This window comes from Phytopseudomonas dryadis, assembly GCF_004327355.1.
Lineage (GTDB): Bacteria > Pseudomonadota > Gammaproteobacteria > Pseudomonadales > Pseudomonadaceae > Aquipseudomonas > Aquipseudomonas dryadis.
Genome location: NZ_QJUM01000010.1, coordinates 136417 through 152890 on the forward strand (window position 1 = coordinate 136417; position 16474 = coordinate 152890).

17 protein-coding genes are annotated in these 16474 nt (G+C 64.7%); 10 read left to right on the forward strand and 7 right to left on the reverse strand.

Features of this window, described 5'->3' with window-relative positions; translation table 11 throughout:
• Nucleotides 1–36 precede the first annotated feature (36 nt).
• Both apbC and DNK34_RS10745 read right to left on the reverse strand, forming a co-directional pair.
• Nucleotides 37–1131, reverse strand: a complete 1095-nt coding sequence (apbC, locus tag DNK34_RS10740) for an iron-sulfur cluster carrier protein ApbC (RefSeq protein WP_131174712.1) — start codon at nucleotides 1129–1131, stop codon at nucleotides 37–39.
• A 407-nt stretch (nucleotides 1132–1538) separates the two neighbouring features.
• Nucleotides 1539–2249, reverse strand: coding sequence for a YiaD family glycine zipper/OmpA-like lipoprotein (locus DNK34_RS10745; RefSeq protein ID WP_131174713.1), 711 nt, complete (start codon nucleotides 2247–2249; stop codon nucleotides 1539–1541).
• 153 nt (nucleotides 2250–2402) lie between these two features.
• Between DNK34_RS10745 and metG the strand changes: the two genes are divergently transcribed.
• The 5 genes from metG to DNK34_RS10770 all read left to right on the forward strand — a co-directional run bounded on the left by metG (nucleotide 2403) and on the right by DNK34_RS10770 (nucleotide 7707).
• The gene (metG, locus tag DNK34_RS10750) at nucleotides 2403–4445 is read left to right on the forward strand and encodes a methionine--tRNA ligase (protein ID WP_131174714.1); all 2043 of its coding nucleotides are present in this window, start codon (nucleotides 2403–2405) and stop codon (nucleotides 4443–4445) included.
• A gap of 24 nt (nucleotides 4446–4469) precedes the next feature.
• Entirely contained in the window at nucleotides 4470–5261 is a 792-nt protein-coding gene (locus tag DNK34_RS10755; RefSeq protein WP_131174715.1) for a DUF4349 domain-containing protein, read from the forward strand.
• Between the two features lie 233 nt (nucleotides 5262–5494).
• The gene (locus tag DNK34_RS10760; protein ID WP_131174716.1) at nucleotides 5495–6634 is read left to right on the forward strand and encodes an RnfABCDGE type electron transport complex subunit B; all 1140 of its coding nucleotides are present in this window, start codon (nucleotides 5495–5497) and stop codon (nucleotides 6632–6634) included.
• A 147-nt stretch (nucleotides 6635–6781) separates the two neighbouring features.
• A complete protein-coding gene (gene nth / locus DNK34_RS10765) occupies nucleotides 6782–7420 on the forward strand; it encodes an endonuclease III (RefSeq protein ID WP_131174717.1) in 639 nt (212 codons plus the stop codon).
• A gap of 107 nt (nucleotides 7421–7527) precedes the next feature.
• Complete coding sequence (locus DNK34_RS10770; RefSeq protein WP_131174718.1) at nucleotides 7528–7707, forward strand: PA3496 family putative envelope integrity protein; 180 nt, start codon at nucleotides 7528–7530, stop codon at nucleotides 7705–7707.
• Between the two features lie 72 nt (nucleotides 7708–7779).
• Here DNK34_RS10770 and DNK34_RS10775 read toward each other — a convergent pair whose 3' ends face one another.
• From DNK34_RS10775 to DNK34_RS10795, 5 genes are all read right to left on the reverse strand, one after another.
• Entirely contained in the window at nucleotides 7780–8400 is a 621-nt protein-coding gene (locus tag DNK34_RS10775; RefSeq protein ID WP_131174758.1) for a DUF799 domain-containing protein, read from the reverse strand.
• A 52-nt stretch (nucleotides 8401–8452) separates the two neighbouring features.
• Nucleotides 8453–8812 (reverse strand): DUF4810 domain-containing protein, encoded by a 360-nt coding sequence (locus DNK34_RS10780; RefSeq protein WP_131174719.1) that lies wholly within the window; start codon nucleotides 8810–8812, stop codon nucleotides 8453–8455.
• A 77-nt stretch (nucleotides 8813–8889) separates the two neighbouring features.
• Nucleotides 8890–9561 carry a CsgG/HfaB family protein gene (locus DNK34_RS10785; protein ID WP_242675314.1) on the reverse strand — a complete coding sequence of 224 codons (672 nt, stop codon included), beginning with the start codon at nucleotides 9559–9561 and terminating at the stop codon, nucleotides 8890–8892.
• Nucleotides 9562–9880: 319 nt separating this feature from the next.
• Nucleotides 9881–11098, reverse strand: a complete 1218-nt coding sequence (locus tag DNK34_RS10790) for an argininosuccinate synthase (RefSeq protein WP_131174721.1) — start codon at nucleotides 11096–11098, stop codon at nucleotides 9881–9883.
• Nucleotides 11099–11208: 110 nt separating this feature from the next.
• Entirely contained in the window at nucleotides 11209–12141 is a 933-nt protein-coding gene (locus tag DNK34_RS10795; RefSeq protein WP_131174722.1) for a flagellar protein MotY, read from the reverse strand.
• A 142-nt stretch (nucleotides 12142–12283) separates the two neighbouring features.
• Between DNK34_RS10795 and pyrC the strand changes: the two genes are divergently transcribed.
• From pyrC to bfr, 5 genes are all read left to right on the forward strand, one after another.
• Nucleotides 12284–13330: a dihydroorotase gene (gene pyrC, locus DNK34_RS10800; protein WP_131174723.1), complete on the forward strand. Its 1047-nt coding sequence runs from the start codon at nucleotides 12284–12286 to the stop codon at nucleotides 13328–13330.
• Entirely contained in the window at nucleotides 13327–14001 is a 675-nt protein-coding gene (rnt, locus tag DNK34_RS10805) for a ribonuclease T (protein ID WP_131174724.1), read from the forward strand. The genes pyrC and rnt overlap by 4 nt, the downstream gene beginning before the upstream one ends.
• Nucleotides 14002–14006: 5 nt before the next feature.
• Nucleotides 14007–14939 carry an N-acetyl-gamma-glutamyl-phosphate reductase gene (argC, locus tag DNK34_RS10810; RefSeq protein WP_131174725.1) on the forward strand — a complete coding sequence of 311 codons (933 nt, stop codon included), beginning with the start codon at nucleotides 14007–14009 and terminating at the stop codon, nucleotides 14937–14939.
• A gap of 407 nt (nucleotides 14940–15346) precedes the next feature.
• The gene (locus tag DNK34_RS10815; RefSeq protein WP_131174726.1) at nucleotides 15347–15565 is read left to right on the forward strand and encodes a bacterioferritin-associated ferredoxin; all 219 of its coding nucleotides are present in this window, start codon (nucleotides 15347–15349) and stop codon (nucleotides 15563–15565) included.
• A 207-nt stretch (nucleotides 15566–15772) separates the two neighbouring features.
• Nucleotides 15773–16243, forward strand: coding sequence for a bacterioferritin (bfr, locus tag DNK34_RS10820; protein ID WP_131174727.1), 471 nt, complete (start codon nucleotides 15773–15775; stop codon nucleotides 16241–16243).
• Nucleotides 16244–16474 lie beyond the last annotated feature (231 nt).

Here is a 16474-nt window from a genome sequence, read left to right on the forward strand (position 1 = left end):
CGTGCCGCCCCGCTCGCGGGACGGCCGCATCCGGGCTCAGTCGTCGGCGATGACGATGCTCGGCATGGCCTGGGCCGAGGCCGCGCTGGAGACGATACGGGCACCGACCATGCGCGCCGTCTGCTGGTAGAGCATGGCGATCTGGCTGTCCGGATCGGCGATGGTGGTCGGCTTGCCGCCGTCGGCCTGCATGCGGATGGCCATCGACAGCGGCATCGAGGCCAGCAGATCGACACCGAACTGCGCCGCCAGCTTCTCGCCGCCGCCCTCGCCGAACAGGTGCTCGACATGGCCGCAGTTGGAGCAGATGTGCACCGCCATGTTTTCCACCACACCCAGCACCGGGATGTTCACCTTGCGGAACATTTCCACGCCTTTTCTGGCATCCAGCAGCGCCAGATCCTGTGGCGTGGTGACGATCACCGCCCCCGCCACCGGCACCTTCTGCGCCAGGGTCAGGTGGATGTCGCCGGTGCCCGGCGGCATGTCGATCACCAGGTAGTCCAGATCGTCCCAGGCGGTCTGGGTGACCAACTGGATCAACGCCCCGGAGACCATGGGCCCGCGCCACACCACCGGCGTGTTGTCGTCGGTGAGAAAGGCCATGGACATCACCTGCACGCCATGGGCCTCGAGCGGCACGAACCACTTCTGCTCGCGCACCTGCGGCCGCGTGCCCTCGGCGATACCGAACATGATGCCCTGGCTGGGGCCATAGATATCGGCATCGAGAATGCCCACCCGCGCCCCTTCGCGCGCCAGCGCCAGGGCCAGATTGGCGGCGGTGGTGGATTTGCCCACGCCGCCCTTGCCGGACGCCACGGCGATGACGTTCTTGACGTTGGCCAGGGCCGGTACCTGAGCCTGGGCCTTGTGCGCGGCGATCACGCAAGCGACCTCGACGCTGGCCCGCTGCACGCCCTCGAGGTTCTCGATGGCCATCTGCAGCATCTGCGCCCAACCGTCCTTGAACAGCCCGGCGGCGTAACCCAGCTCCAGCCGTACGGACACCTGCCCGCCCTGGATGTCGATGGCGCGCACGCATCCGGCGCTGAGCGGATCCTGCTCGAGATGAGGATCGGTGTACTGGCGCAGTACGGCTTCGACCGCGCCACGGGTAACTGCGCTCATGCTTGACTCCGAAGATTGCAGAAAAGGTCGACTATCCTACCCGAGCGCGGCATGACGTGCAGTGCACGACCACTGCCAGGATCGACATGGCCGCGCGCCTGCCGCCGCACTAGTGTCGTGTCAATCATAAAATGTCGGACTCCCGTAGATACCGTCTTGATCCCTGGCCTGGAAGAGCCCGTTCGGAATCAGGGATCGCCAGTAGGAGCGTCGACCCCGGCGCGATGCGATGGCGGCCATGCTGCAAAATCGCGCTATGGCCACGATTCGCCGCGAGGTCGCGGCTCCTACGCAAAGCTGCTGAATCCCGTGTAGATACCATGCGACCGACATTTGATCTGTGTCGCGACACTAGCGGGGAAAATCGGGCCGGCAGCATCTCGAGACCGGCCCTTGCAGGCCTGGCTCTATTGCACCGGATAGCCGGGCTGCACGGCCTGCTCGGGCAACGGCTTGAGGTTCACCTCGACCCGGCGGTTCTGCGCGCGGCCCTCGGCCGAGGCATTGTCGGCGATCGGCTGGTCGGGGCCGGCACCACGGCTGGACAAGCGGCTAGGGTCGATGCCCTGGGCGGTCAGGTAACTGGTGACGCTCTGCGCGCGCCGTTGCGACAGCGCCATGTTGTGCTGGCGCGAGCCGGTGCTGTCGGTGTAACCGACGATCTCGATGCTGTTCTGCTGGAACTGCTTGAACGAGGTCGCCAGGTTGTTCAGCGGCGCATAGAAGCTCGGGGCGATTTCCGCCGAGTCGGTGGCGAAGGTGATATTGCCGGGCATGATCAGCTTGATGTCGTCGCCCTGGCGCTGCACTTCCACGCCGGTGCCCTCCATGCTGCGGCGCAATTCCGCCTCCTGGCGGTCGGCGTAGTAGCCGTAACCGGCCCCCGCCGCACCGGCGAGCACCGCACCGATGGCGGCGCCCTTGCCGCGGTCGTCGTGATTGATCGCGGCCCCGACCGCGGCGCCGGCCAGCGCGGCGAGCCCGCCATAGGTCGCCGTGCGCGGCGCGCCACCGCCGCCGGCAGTGCCGGCACTGGTGTCGTAGGGATTGCTCGAGGCACAGCCGGCCAGCAGGACAACGGCGGCGGAAAAAGCGAGCGGGCGGAAAACTGGCGACATGGGTCTCTCCTTGCTGGATGCGTAAGGTTCTCGTTGGAACCCGTGGCGCCCGGTAAATTCAAGCCGATCGTGTCGTGATCCGCATGGCTGGCCGGAAACCGTCGGCATCCTTTATAGTGACCGACTTCTCTCTGCCCGAATGACTGTCTGACAATGTCCGAAGCCCGCCAGATCCTCGTTACCAGCGCCCTGCCCTACGCCAACGGTTCGATCCACCTCGGCCACATGCTCGAGTACATCCAGACCGACATGTGGGTACGCTTCCAGAAGCTGCGCGGCAACCAGGCCATCTACGTCTGCGCCGACGACGCCCACGGCTCGGCGATCATGCTGCGCGCGGAAAAGGAAGGCATCACGCCCGAACAGCTGATCGACAACGTCAAGGCCGAGCACAGCGCCGACTTCGCCGACTTCCTGGTGGACTTCGACAACTTCCATTCGACCCACTCGCCGGAAAACCGCGAACTGTCGGAAGGCATCTACCTCAAGCTGCGCGACGCCGGGCATATCGCCACGCGTTCGGTGACCCAGTATTTCGACCCGGAAAAGGGCATGTTCCTGGCCGACCGTTTCATCAAGGGCACCTGTCCGAAATGCGCGACGCCCGACCAGTACGGCGACAACTGCGAAAAATGCGGCGCCACCTACGCGCCCACCGAGCTGAAAGACCCGCGCTCGGCGATCTCCGGCGCCGTGCCGGTGCTCAAGGACTCCAAGCACTTCTTCTTCAAGCTGCCCGCGTTCGAGGCCATGCTCAAGGAGTGGACGCGCAGCGGCACGCTGCAGGAGTCCGTGGCCAACAAGCTCGCCGAATGGCTCGACGCCGGCCTGCACGAGTGGGACATCAGCCGTGACGCGCCGTATTTCGGTTTCGAGATTCCGGACGAGCCGGGCAAGTATTTCTATGTCTGGCTGGACGCGCCGATCGGCTACATGGCCAGCTTCAAGAACCTCTGCGAGCGCACCCCGGAACTGGATTTCGATGCGTTCTGGAAGGAAGACTCCAGCGCCGAGGTCTACCACTTCATCGGCAAGGACATCATCAACTTCCACGCCCTGTTCTGGCCCGCCATGCTCGAAGGCGCCGGCTACCGCAAGCCGACCGGCATCAACGTGCACGGCTACCTGACGGTGAACGGCCAGAAGATGTCCAAGTCCCGCGGCACCTTCATCAAGGCGCGCACCTACCTGGATCATCTGAATCCCGAGTACCTGCGCTACTACTACGCCGCCAAGCTCGGCCGCGGCGTCGACGATCTCGACCTCAACCTCGAAGACTTCGTGCAGAAGGTCAACTCCGACCTGGTCGGCAAGGTGGTCAACATCGCCAGCCGCTGCGCCGGCTTCATCCACAAGGGCAACGCCGGCGTGCTGGTCGGCGGCAATGCCGCGCCCGAACTCACCGAGGCCTTCCTCGAGGCGGCGCCGAGCATCGCCGAGGCCTACGAAGTGCGCGACTTCGCCCGCGCCATGCGCGAAATCATGGCCTTGGCCGACCGCGCCAACGCCTGGATCGCCGACAAGGCGCCCTGGTCGCTGGCCAAGCAGGACGGCAAGCAGGATGAAGTGCAGGCGGTCTGCGCCCTGGGCATCAACCTGTTCCGCCAGCTGGTGATCTTCCTCAAGCCGGTGCTGCCGAACCTGGCCAGCGCCGCCGAGGCCTTCCTCAACGTCGCACCGCTGCGCTGGGATGACCACCGCACGCTGCTGGCCGAGCATCGACTCAATGCCTTCAGCCCCCTGCTGACGCGCATCGAGCCGGCGAAGATCGAGGCCATGGTCGCCGCCTCCAAGGAAGACCTGGCCGCCAGCGAAACCCCGGCCCCGGCCAGCGGCAACGGCGAGCTGCGGAAGGACCCTCTGGCCGCCGAAATCGCCTTCGACGCCTTTGCCGCGGTCGACCTGCGCATCGCCCTGATCGAGAAATGCGAATTCGTCGAGGGCGCCGACAAGCTGCTGCGCCTGACCCTGGACATCGGCGACGAGAAGCGCAACGTGTTCTCCGGGATCAAGAGCGCCTACCCGGACCCGGGCAAGCTCGAAGGCCGCCTGACCCTGTACGTGGCCAACCTGGCGGCGCGCAAGATGAAGTTCGGCGTGTCCGAGGGCATGGTGCTGGCCGCCGGCCCCGGTGGCGAGGAGATCTACCTGCTCAGCCCCGACAGCGGCGCCAAACCCGGTCAACGCGTCAAGTAAGGCGCCCTGCGCAAGGATGCTGCAATGAAACACTGGCTGCTTGTCTGCACCCTGTCGCTGTCACTGCTGGCCGGCTGTTCCCCGGACGGCCAGAACGCCCCCGGCGGGGCGGCAGTGCGCGGCGAAAGCGCCCAGGCCGGCGCCTTTCTCGCCTACGAACACCAGGTGGGCATCCGTCTCGCTGCCGAACAGGTGGAGGCCCGCCTGGCAGCCGTTCGCGATGCCTGCACGGATGAGCGCTTCGGCCCATGCGACCTGCTCGCCATCGAACAGCACCAGGGCCACTACCAGGCCGCCAGCATCAGCGTGCGCATCGCGCCGGCCGGGGTCGAGCCCCTGGTCGCCTTCGCCGGTGAAGGCGGCAGCCTGCAGAGCCGGCAGACGCGGGCCGAGGATCTGGCCCAGGCGGTCAGCGACAACCAGCAGTTGCGCCAGCGCCTGGAACGCCAGCAGCAGACCCTGCTGCAGTACCAGAGCCGCCGCGACCTGAGCGTCAGCGACATGCTCGCCCTGGCCCGCGAGCTGGCGGAGGTCGAGGTGCAGCTGGCGGCCAGCGCCCAGGAGGCGGCCCAGCAGCAACGCCGTATCGCCACCAACCTGCTGACCCTGAACTTCACCAGCGACAGGGCGCCGATCGGCCGCCTGGCGCGGATCGGCGATGCCGCCAGCGGCATGCTCGACAACGCCACCGAAGGCGCCACCCAGGCGCTGGAACTGCTCGGCTACGGCATTCCCTTCGTCATCATCCTCTTCCCGCTGGCGCTGCTGGTGCGCTGGCTGTGGCGCAAGAGCGTGCGCGGGCGGCGCAAGGCCTGAGTCGATCGGCGGCGCCCGCGACAACGGGCGGCTGTACCGGGCGTGACGCATGCCGGATAATACCTGGCTACCGTTTCGCCACGCAGAACCGCCACGCCGATGCCCGACTCGCTTCTCGCCCAGCCCCGTGCCACGCCGGCCCGTCACCTGCCGCTCCGTCCTGTCGGCGGGGCCGGGTGTGGGCGCGCGGCGCAGCCGCGAAGCCGGCTGGCCCTGGCGGGGATGGCCGGCGCATGAGCAACGCCCTGCGCATCCAGGCCATCGATGCCCTGCTGCCACAGACCCAATGCGGCAAGTGCGGCCATCCGGGCTGCCTGCCCTACGCCGAAGGCATCGCCGCGGGCGAGGCGATCAACAAATGCCCGCCGGGCGGCAGCGCCACCATCCATGCCCTGGCCCGACTGCTGCAGGTGCCGGAATTGCCCCTGGAGCTGCCGGCCGTGCCGGCACAGATCGCCGTTATCCGCGAAACCGAATGCATCGGCTGCACCAAGTGCATCCAGGCCTGCCCGGTGGACGCCATCGTCGGCGCGGCGAAGCAGATGCATACGGTGATCAACGACGAATGCAGCGGTTGTGAACTGTGCATCGCCCCCTGCCCGGTGGACTGCATCGACCTGATCGTGCTGGCCGGGGCCCAGGCCGAAGAGCAGCGGCAGCGTGCCGACCAGTTCCGCGAGCGGCACCAGGCCCGTCAGGCCCGCCTGGCCCGGGAAGACGCGCGCCGCCGCGCGGTACGGGCAGCGCGCGGCAGCGTACCTCAGAACGCGCTGCCAGCAACCCTTGCCCCGCAGCCGCTCTCCAGCGATAACGCCGCCCTGGTCAAGCGCCTGAAGATCGACGCCGCCATGAGCCGCGCCCAGTTGCACAAGGCACTCAAGGCGTTCGGCGACACGCCCAACGCCCAGCAACAGCGACAACTCGATGCCCTGCAACTGGCCGCCGACGAGGCGCAGCGGGCATTGGCTGCGCTGCAACCTGTCGCCCTGCCGGCCGCAGCGCCCAGCGCCGGAGAAATGGCCCTCAAGCAGGCCAAGATCACCGTGGCCGGCCGCCGTGCCGAACTGCAGGCGGCCGAACGCCGCGGGCTGGAAGAAGCGGCCCTGGCGCCGTTGCGCGCCGCCTACGGAGAAGCGCAGCAGGCGCTGCAGCACGCCGAGGAGCACTGTGGCAAACCGCCGCCCGACAGAGTCCGCGTTAACAAGGCGCCGGTGGATACCCAGTTGCGCGCGCTGAAAACCGAACTCGCCTATGCCCGCGCCGAACTGAGCAAACTGCAGCGTCGTGAAACGACCGACGCCAGTACCCTGGACAAGGCCCGCCAGCGCCTGGCGGACGCCGAGCAGCGCCTGCATGATTACCCGGGCGCCTGAACCCGCCCTGCAGGGCGACCGGCACTGGCTGACGCCAGCGGTGATGGCAGGCGACGCCCTGCTTCGCCTGCGCCCACGCAGGCTTTATCCTACTCGGCCCGCTCTTCGAGCCGGATGCTCTTTCCTGACCGTGAACAGCGATAAAAAATGAATGCCGCGAAACGCCATGAGATCTTCCGTCGCCTGCGCGAAGACAATCCCGAACCGAAAACCGAACTCGCCTACAGCAGCCCGTTCGAGCTGCTGATCGCCGTGATCCTGTCCGCCCAGGCCACGGATGTCGGCGTGAACAAGGCCACCGCCAAGCTCTATCCGGTGGCCAATACGCCCGAGGCCATCCTTGCCCTCGGCGTCGAAGGGCTGAGCGCCTATATCAAGACCATCGGCCTGTTCAACAGCAAGGCGAAAAACGTCATCGAGACCTGCCGCATCCTCGTCGAGCAGCACGGCGGTGAGGTGCCGCAGACGCGCGAGGCGCTGGAAGCCCTGCCAGGCGTCGGCCGCAAGACCGCCAACGTGGTGCTCAACACCGCCTTCCGGCAACTGACCATGGCCGTGGACACGCATATTTTCCGGGTCAGCAACCGCACCGGCATCGCGCCGGGCAAGAACGTGGTCGAAGTCGAGAAAAAACTGCTGAAGTTCGTGCCCCGGGAGTTCCTGCTCGATGCCCACCACTGGCTGATCCTGCACGGCCGCTACGTCTGCCAGGCACGCAAGCCGCGTTGCGGCAGCTGCCGCATCGAAGACCTGTGCGAATACAAGCTGAAGACCTCTGACGATTGAGGATTCATGCATTAAAGCAATCGAACGATTGAAAAAATCTTTTTTACCCGCTCCGTTTTTGCCGTTATAAGGTCGGCAAATGGCCCCTGTAGCCTGGAGTGAAGCGAATGAGCACCGGCAAAGAAGACCTCGAGATCGATGAAGACTTCGTCAGCGAAGAGACTGACGACAATGAAGCCCCCGTTGAAGTGGCGAAGACCAATCTGACCAAACGCCGCATCATCGACAATTTCCTCGAAGAGCGCCGTCTGCACAAGCAACTGGCCGAATACGACTTCGACCTGTAAACGAAAAAGCCCCGCCATCGCTGCGGGGCTTTTCGTTGTGCGCTGACGCCCCGTGCCGGCGGCACCCGGGGCTCACTGCATGTCGTAGCGGGGCGAACGCGGGCCGTGCAGGATGCCGTTGCTACGCCCGGCGGAAAGCAACTGCCCGCTGGCCATGCCCGCAACCGGATAGGTGGCATCGGTCAGCGTGTTCATCACCTGCTTCACCGCGGCGGTGATCAACATCCCCACCAGGCCGCCACCGCTGTTGTTATTGCCCTGGTCGGTAGCCAGCGCCGAGCCGCTCCACAACAACTGGCCACTGCGCAGATCGACCAGATTGGCCTTGGCCTCGACCCTGACCGAGCTGTCGAACAGGGTATAGGTCGAGCCGTACTGCACCACGGTGACGTACAGCGCCGAGTCGGCACCGAAGATTTCACGCAGCTTGGCTGGGGCGACCTGGTGGATATCGGCAGCGTTATCCAGGCCATTCTGACGGAAGGTCTCGTCGACCAGCGCCACCGGCAGCACGTAGTAACCGGCCTCGGCCAGGGGAGCGGTCATCTGCGACAGCATGCCGTAGGTCGCCTTGACCTCGGGGGTTTCGTTGAGCGGCGGCAGGATCAGGATCGATGCCGGACGGCTCTCGCGATAGGCGGTGTAATCATAGGCCGGCGGCGGCGTGACGCAGCCGGTGACCAGCGCTGCCATGCCCAGCAGCGCGCATGCACGGATAAGTGTTTTCACGGCAAGATCCCTCTTACTAGTCCTGCTTCTTCAGCAGGAAGTCCATGTAGGCTTTGGCTTCCGGGAACAGCGCCTGCTCGGTGTTGAACTGCTGAACGACCTGATCGTCCTTGCCGAGCTGCGCATAGAGCATGCCCAGATGGGCGTGGTAGCCCGGTGGCGGTGTCTTGCCCCTGGCGCGGATCTTCTGCAGACCCTTCTCCAGTTCGGCGATCTGCTGCTCGGTACTGCCTTCGCCGCTGAAGTGTTCGTACACCTGGTACTGATAACCCTCCCACTGATACAGCGAGTTATCGGTCGTCGCGCAGCCCTGCAGCCAGGCAAGGCCGGCCAGTGCGAGCGGCAATAGCGCTTGCCTCGCGGATACATGCGTCATCGATGATTTCCTTATGTGTTGACTAACGCGTTCAGCGCCTGCGCGAGCCAGGGCCCGGCAAGGCAGCAAACAGGCGCTCAGGGTTTCCAGGCGCCCAGGTCGATGGCCGCGACCATGCGCTGCACCGCTTCGCGCATGGCCAGGTCGAGCACCTTGCCATTGAGGGTCGAGTCATAGCTGGCGGTACCGCCGAAGCCGATGATCTCGCGATTGGACAGCACGTATTCACCCGCCCCCTGGGTGGAGTACACCACCTCGGAGGTGGAGATATTGACGATGTTCAACGCGACCTTGGCGTAGGCCACCTGTTGCTTGCCACGGCCGAGAATGCCGAACAGCTGGTGGTCGCCCACTTCCTTGCGGCCGAACTCGGTGACGTCACCAGTGACCACATAATCGGCACCGCGCAGGGTCTGGGCTTGGCTCTTGAAACCGGCCTCCTGGCTCAGCTCGGCGAGGTTCTCGCGCTCCAGAACGCTGAAGCGGTTGGACTGCTGCAAATGGGTGACCAGCGTGGTCTTGGCCTGGCCGCCGAGACGGTCGACGCCATCGGAGAAGATTCCGCGCATGTAGCTGGAGCGGTTGTCGAACTTGCCTACGGCGATCGGTGTACGGACACCGGAATAGGCGATGTTGGCGGTCTGTACCTGGGCCACTTCCAGGGCGCGCGACGTCTCGGTGGCACAGCCGGCCAGCAGGGTCAGCAAGGCTGCGCAGGCGGCAACCGGTGCGGCTTGAAATCCTTTCACATGGAACTCCGAAAACAGGGGGGAACTCATTCGAGAGGGCAATGATACCGTAGGGCCACTATAGAAAAACAGCAGCAGACCCAGCGTGACGGACAATGCGGCAACGCATGCCACGTCTGCCACGATCTGATCAGATACCTACCTTTAACCAGATATTCGCTACTTTTCGGCGACTTTTTGCTCGACAGAATCGAGCCATGCACGGCAAATTCGGCGGCAGGAGAAGCGCGAGGATCGAGGATTTTTTACCAAAGAGTGCGGCACGTCACACGCTACAGCCCTCGGGGAGAGGGCTGTGGCGCAGCAAGAGCGGGCGCTCTTACAGCAACTGACGACCTTTGTTGGCGGCAATGCGCATGCGCAGCGCATTGAGCTTGATGAAGCCCGCCGCGTCCTGCTGGTTGTAGGCACCGCCATCTTCCTCGAAGGTGGCGATATTGGCGTCGAACAGCGAATCGTCGGACTTGCGCCCGGTGACGATGACGTTGCCCTTGTACAGTTTCATGCGGACCACGCCGTTCACGTTGACCTGGGAGGCATCGATCATCTGCTGCAGCATCAGGCGCTCGGGGCTCCACCAGAAACCGTTGTAGATCAGGCTGGCGTACTTCGGCATCAGCTCGTCTTTCAGGTGCGCGACTTCACGATCCAGGGTGATCGACTCGATGGCGCGGTGACCCTTGAGCATGATGGTGCCACCGGGAGTTTCGTAGCAGCCGCGGGACTTCATGCCGACGAAACGGTTCTCGACGATATCCAGGCGGCCGATGCCGTTCTCGCCGCCGATGCGGTTCAGTTCGGCCAGCACGGTGGCCGGGGTCATGGCCTTGCCATCGATGGCGACGATGTCGCCGGCCTGGTAGGTCAGCTCGATGTAGGTCGGGCTATCCGGCGCGTTTTCCGGGGACCGGGTCCAACGCCACATGTCCTCTTCGTGCTCGGTCCAGGTGTCTTCCAGTACACCGCCCTCATAGGAGATGTGCAGCAGGTTGGCGTCCATGGAGTACGGCGACTTCTTCTTGCCATGGCGCTCGATCGGGATGGCGTGCTTCTCGGCGTAGTCCATCAGCTTCTCGCGCGACAGCAGGTCCCATTCGCGCCACGGCGCGATCACCTTCACGCCGGGCTTGAGCGCGTAGGCGCCGAGTTCGAAGCGCACCTGGTCGTTACCCTTGCCGGTGGCGCCATGGGAGATGGCGTCGGCGCCGGTCTCGTTGGCGATCTCGATCAGGCGCTTGGCGATCAGCGGACGGGCGATGGAAGTCCCCAGCAGGTACTCGCCCTCGTAGAGGGTGTTGGCGCGGAACATCGGATAGACGAAATCACGCACGAACTCTTCGCGCAGGTCGTCGATGTAGATTTCCTTGACGCCCATGGCCTGGGCCTTGGCGCGGGCCGGCTCGACTTCCTCACCCTGGCCGAGATCAGCGGTGAAGGTCACCACTTCACAGTTATAGGTATCTTGCAGCCACTTGAGGATCACCGAGGTGTCCAGGCCACCGGAATAAGCCAGGACTACCTTGTTAACGTCGGCCATGCCATCCACTCCACGGGGTTGTTCGGAAAACCCGTGATTCTACTGCCCGCGCGCCATGATTTACAGGGGCGCGACAGGCGATGACGCTGAGGCGACAGGCGGATGCGTGCTCAGGAGGTCGCCGCCGGCGCGGCGGGCGCTGTGGCGGGCGTCTCGCTGGCCGGCTCGGCAGGGGCCGCAGGGACCCGCTCCAGGCGCACCGAGACCCGGCGGTTCTTCGCCCGGTTGGCGGCATTGCTATTGGGCACCAGCGGATAGCGCTCGCCATGGAACCGCAGGGTGATCTGCTCCTCGGGAACGCCATTGGCCTTGAGGTATTCCATGACCGCCAGGGCACGACGGCGCGACAGGTCGCGGTTGGTCAGGCGGTTGCCGCTGTTGTCGGCGTGGCCGTCCAGCTCGATGCGATTGACCGTCGGATCGGCCTTCATATAGCCGAGGATGATCTCCAGCCTGGCCTTGGCCATGGGGTCCAGCTCCACCCCGCCGCCCGGGAAGCCGACGCTGGATTGCCGGACCTGTTCGAAATTGACGGGCAGCAGCTTGGCCGTACAGGCCAGGTAATCGTCGTAGGCCTTGCGAAAGTGCACCGGCAACAGGCGCACCTCCAGGCTTTCCCCGCCCATGGAGGTACGGTGGCGCACCAGCGGGCTGCGCCCTTCGAGCAAGCCGGTCAGCAGGCGCCCGGCCTGTTCCTGGGAACTGTTGAACGGCACCTCGCCGGAAGCGACGCTGACCACGCCGAGATTGATGTCACCGCGCCCCGGCTGCCAGGGCGCGGCGGCCGCCAGCAAGGTGGCCGAGCCACTGCCCAGCCAACGCTCCCTGGCCTGCAGGCGGAAGGTCGCCTGCTCACCGGCGCGGCGGACGAACTCGCCGGCGCCGAAATCGGTGATCGGCTGCGCCAGGCGACACTCGAACTGATCACCGGCCACCTGCCATTCGACCTTCTCCAGACGCGTCTGGAAGCTGATCGCGGTAGCCGGCAGGCTCAGGCCCGCGCTGGCGAGCAAACCGAAGATGAGGCAAAAGGGCTGGCGCACAGCGGGCTCCACGAGAATGACAGCGTTCCCTGTGGGTATCGGTGGCCGCTGCAAAAACTTGAGCGCAGGCACTCTGCGGCGTGCCGCCGCACGGCTTTTCCGGTAGCATTCGAAGCCTGTTTCGCCCCGCCTGGAAGCTTCCATGACCGACCGCCTCACCCTGCTGCGTCCCGACGACTGGCATATCCACCTGCGCGACGGCGCGGTGCTCCCGCACACCGTCGCCGATGTCGCGCGCACCTTCGCCCGCGCCATCGTCATGCCCAACCTGGTGCCGCCGGTGCGCAATGCCGCCGAGGCCGGTGCCTATCGCCAGCGTATCCTCGCCGCGCGCCCGGCCGGCAGCCGTTTCGAACCCTTGATGGTGCTCTACCTCACCGACCGCACCAGTGCCGAGGATATCCGCGCCGCCAAGGCCAGCGGCTTCGTGTACGCGGCCAAGATGTACCCGGCCGGCGCGACCACCAATTCGGATTCCGGCGTCACCAGCCTGGACAACATCACCGCGGCCCTGGAAGCGCTGGCCGAGGTCGGCATGCCGCTGCTGGTGCACGGCGAGGTCACGCGCAGCGATGTGGACGTGTTCGACCGCGAGAAACGCTTCATCGACGAACACATGCGCCGTCTGGTCGAGCGCTTCCCCACGCTGAAAGTGGTGTTCGAGCACATCACCACCGGCGATGCCGCCGAGTTCGTCAAGCAGGCGCCGAGCAACGTGGCGGCCACCATCACCGTCCAGCACCTGCTGTACAACCGCAACCACATGCTGGTCGGCGGCATTCGCCCGCACTTCTATTGCCTGCCGATCCTCAAGCGCAACACGCACCAGCAAGCCCTGCTCGACGCCGCCACCAGCGGCAGCGCCAAGTTCTTCCTGGGTACGGACTCGGCGCCCCACGCCCGGCACGCCAAGGAGGCCGCCTGCGGCTGCGCCGGCTGCTACACCGCCTATGCCGCCATCGAGCTGTACGCCGAGGCGTTCGAGCAACGCAACGCCCTGGACAAGCTGGAAGCCTTCGCCAGCCACTACGGCGCGGACTTCTACGGCCTGCCCCGCAATACCGACAGCATCACCCTGATCCGCGAAGACTGGAACGCCCCGGCAAGCCTGCCGTTCGGCGAGCAGACCGTCATTCCGCTGCGCGCCGGAGAATCTCTGCGCTGGCGCCTGCTGGAGAGCACCCCATGAGTGAAGAACAGTTCGACGACGACCAGGACGCCCCGGTCAGCAGCGCTGCCCGCCATCCCATGGCGGCGCGTTTTCGCGGCTACCTGCCGGTGGTGGTGGATGTCGAGACCGGCGGCTTCAACAGCGCCACCGATGCCCTGCTGGAAATCGCCGCCACCACCATCGGCATGGACGAAGGCGGCTTTCTCTACCCGGATCACACCCACTTCTTCCGTGTCGAGCCCTTCGCCGGCGCCAATATCGAACAGGCGGCACTGGAGTTCACCGGTATCAAGCTCGATCACCCGCTGCGCATGGCGGTCAGCGAGGAGCATGCGCTGACCGAGATTTTCCGCGGCTTGCGCAAATCGCTGAAAGCCAATGGCTGCAAACGCGCCATCCTGGTCGGTCACAACAGCAGCTTCGACCTGGGTTTTCTCAATGCCGCCGTCGCCCGCTGCGAGCTCAAGCGCAATCCCTTCCATCCCTTTTCCAGCTTCGACACCGCCACCCTCGCCGGCCTCGCCTATGGCCAGACCGTGCTGGCCAAGGCATGCCAGGCCGCCGGCATCGAGTTCGACGGTCGCGAAGCCCATTCCGCCCGCTACGACACCGAGAAGACCGCGGAACTGTTCTGCGGCATCGTCAATCGCTGGAAGGAAATGGGCGGCTGGGAAGACTTCGACGAGTGAATGCCATGAAAAAATATCAGATCTTCATCGATGGACAGGCCGGCACCACCGGCCTGCAGATCCGCCAGCGTCTGGCCAGCCACCCGCAGATCGAGGTGGTGACCATCGATCACGATAAACGTCGCGACCAGGACGCCAAGCGCGAACTGATGAGCTCGGTCGACGTGACCGTGCTCTGCCTGCCGGACGACGCCGCCCGGGAAACCGCGACCCAGGCGCGCGCAGCCGGCTGCCGCGTACTGGACGCCAGCTCCGCGCACCGCACGGCCGATGGCTGGGTATTCGGCCTGGCGGAACTTGCCAGGGGCCAGCGCGAGGCGATTGCCAGCGCCAGCGCCGTGAGCAATCCGGGCTGCTACGCCACCGGCGCCATCCTCCTGCTGCGCCCGCTGATAGCCGCCGGCCTGCTGAGCGCCGATCGCGACCTGAGCATCAATGCCGTATCCGGCTACACCGGCGGCGGCACCAAGATGGTCGAACGCTACCAGCAGGACAATGCGCCGGTGTATGCCGCCTACGGCCTGGGCTTCGATCACAAGCACATTCCGGAAATCCAGCACTGGTCCGGCCTGCAGGCGCGGCCGATCTTCCAGCCCGCCGTGGGCAGCTACGACCAGGGCATGCTGGTGATGATCCCGCTGCAAGGCAGCAATGGCGCCGCGCTGCAGCAGGCCCTGAGCGATTACTACCAGGGCGAGCAGTTCGTTCAGGTACTGCCCTACAACGAGATTCCGGCCGACTCCGCCCCCTTCGTCACCCCCCACGGCCTGAACGGCAGCAACCGCGCCGAGCTGCAGGTCTACGGCTCCGCCAGCGGCCAGCAGGCCTTGCTGGTCGCCAAGCTGGACAACCTCGGCAAGGGCGCATCCGGGGCCGCGGTGCAGAACCTCAACATCATGCTCGGCCTGGAAGAAGGGCTGTGCACGCAGATCGTTTGACAATGGTCTCAGGCTGCAAGCGCCCGTTCGCAGTCAGGGTTGACCAGTAGGAGCGTCGCCCCCGGCGAGATGCGCTGGCGGCCATGCTGCAAAATCGCGGTATGGCCACGATTCGCCGCGAGGTCGCGGCTCCTACGCGAATCCGGCCATTCTGCGTGCTCATTGCTGAATCCCGTAGGGTGGAACACGCTTCATCGTTCCACCACCGGTCGCCGCAGTGGTGGATGGAAAATGCGCCAAGACTCGCCCCCATCCCTCGCCTGAAGCTTGAAGCTTGAAGCCACGACCCGACCGTTCATCCGCGGATACATCTTTCACCTTGTTGAAAGACGCCTGATCTTTGACAAGCATTCTCATTAACATTAGTATCCGTCGCCAACAGCCACTCCAAAGCGACGGGCCAAGCCATGTACGTCTGCCTCTGCGAAGGTGTCACCGACGGTCAGATTCGTGAAGCGATCTATGAAGGTTGCTGCAGCTACCGTGATGTTCGCCAGACCCTCGGCGTCGCCAGCCAATGTGGCAAATGCGCCTGCCTGGCCAAGCAGGTCGTTCGCGAAACCCTCGGCGAAGTCCAGCAAGGACAGGCACTGCTGGCCTACCCTGCAAATTTTGTTGCCGCCTGAAATAACCCTTTCTTCAAGAACCGGATCCTGGATCCGGTTTTTTTATGCCTGAAATTCAATGAGTTAGCCCCAAGACGCATAACTTAAACACTCTCATTAATATTTATTTTTACTTATATTTCAATAACTTACGTTTGACAGCCAGCAATCGCAAGCCCAGAATTCGCCATCGGTTCACTATTTTCAGGCGAAGGCGGCCCAGCGACCATGAAAGGCGACAAGAAAGTCATTCAACATTTGAACAAGATCCTCGGTAACGAGCTGGTCGCGATCAACCAGTATTTCTTGCACGCGCGCATGTACGAAGACTGGGGTCTGACCAAGCTCGGCAAGCATGAGTACCACGAGTCCATCGACGAGATGAAACACGCGGACAAGCTCATCAAGCGCATCCTGTTTCTCGAAGGCCTGCCCAACCTGCAGGACCTGGGCAAGATCCTCATCGGCGAGAACACCCAGGAAATGCTCGAGTGCGACCTGAAGATCGAGCACAAGGCGCACATCGACCTGAAAGAAGCCATCGCCTACTGCGAGAGCATCGGCGACTACGCCAGCCGTGAACTGCTCGAAGACATCCTCTGCTCGGAAGAGGAACACATCGACTGGCTGGAAACCCAGTTGGGCCTGATCCGTGCCGTCGGCCTGCAGAACTACCTGCAGTCGCAGATGGACGAATAAAGCGGTCCCCGCCAGACAAACGCCGTTCGGGTAGGACCGTCGACCTCGGCGCGATGCGATGCGATGCGATGCGATCGTGGCCATCCCACAGAATCCGTGGCGTGGCCACCATTCGCCGCGGGGTCGCGGCTCCTACTGGATCGCGGCAAACCACCGCCCATGCAGGAGCGTCGACCTCGGCGCGATGCGATCGTGGCCATCATGCAGAATCCGTGGCGTGGCCACCATTCG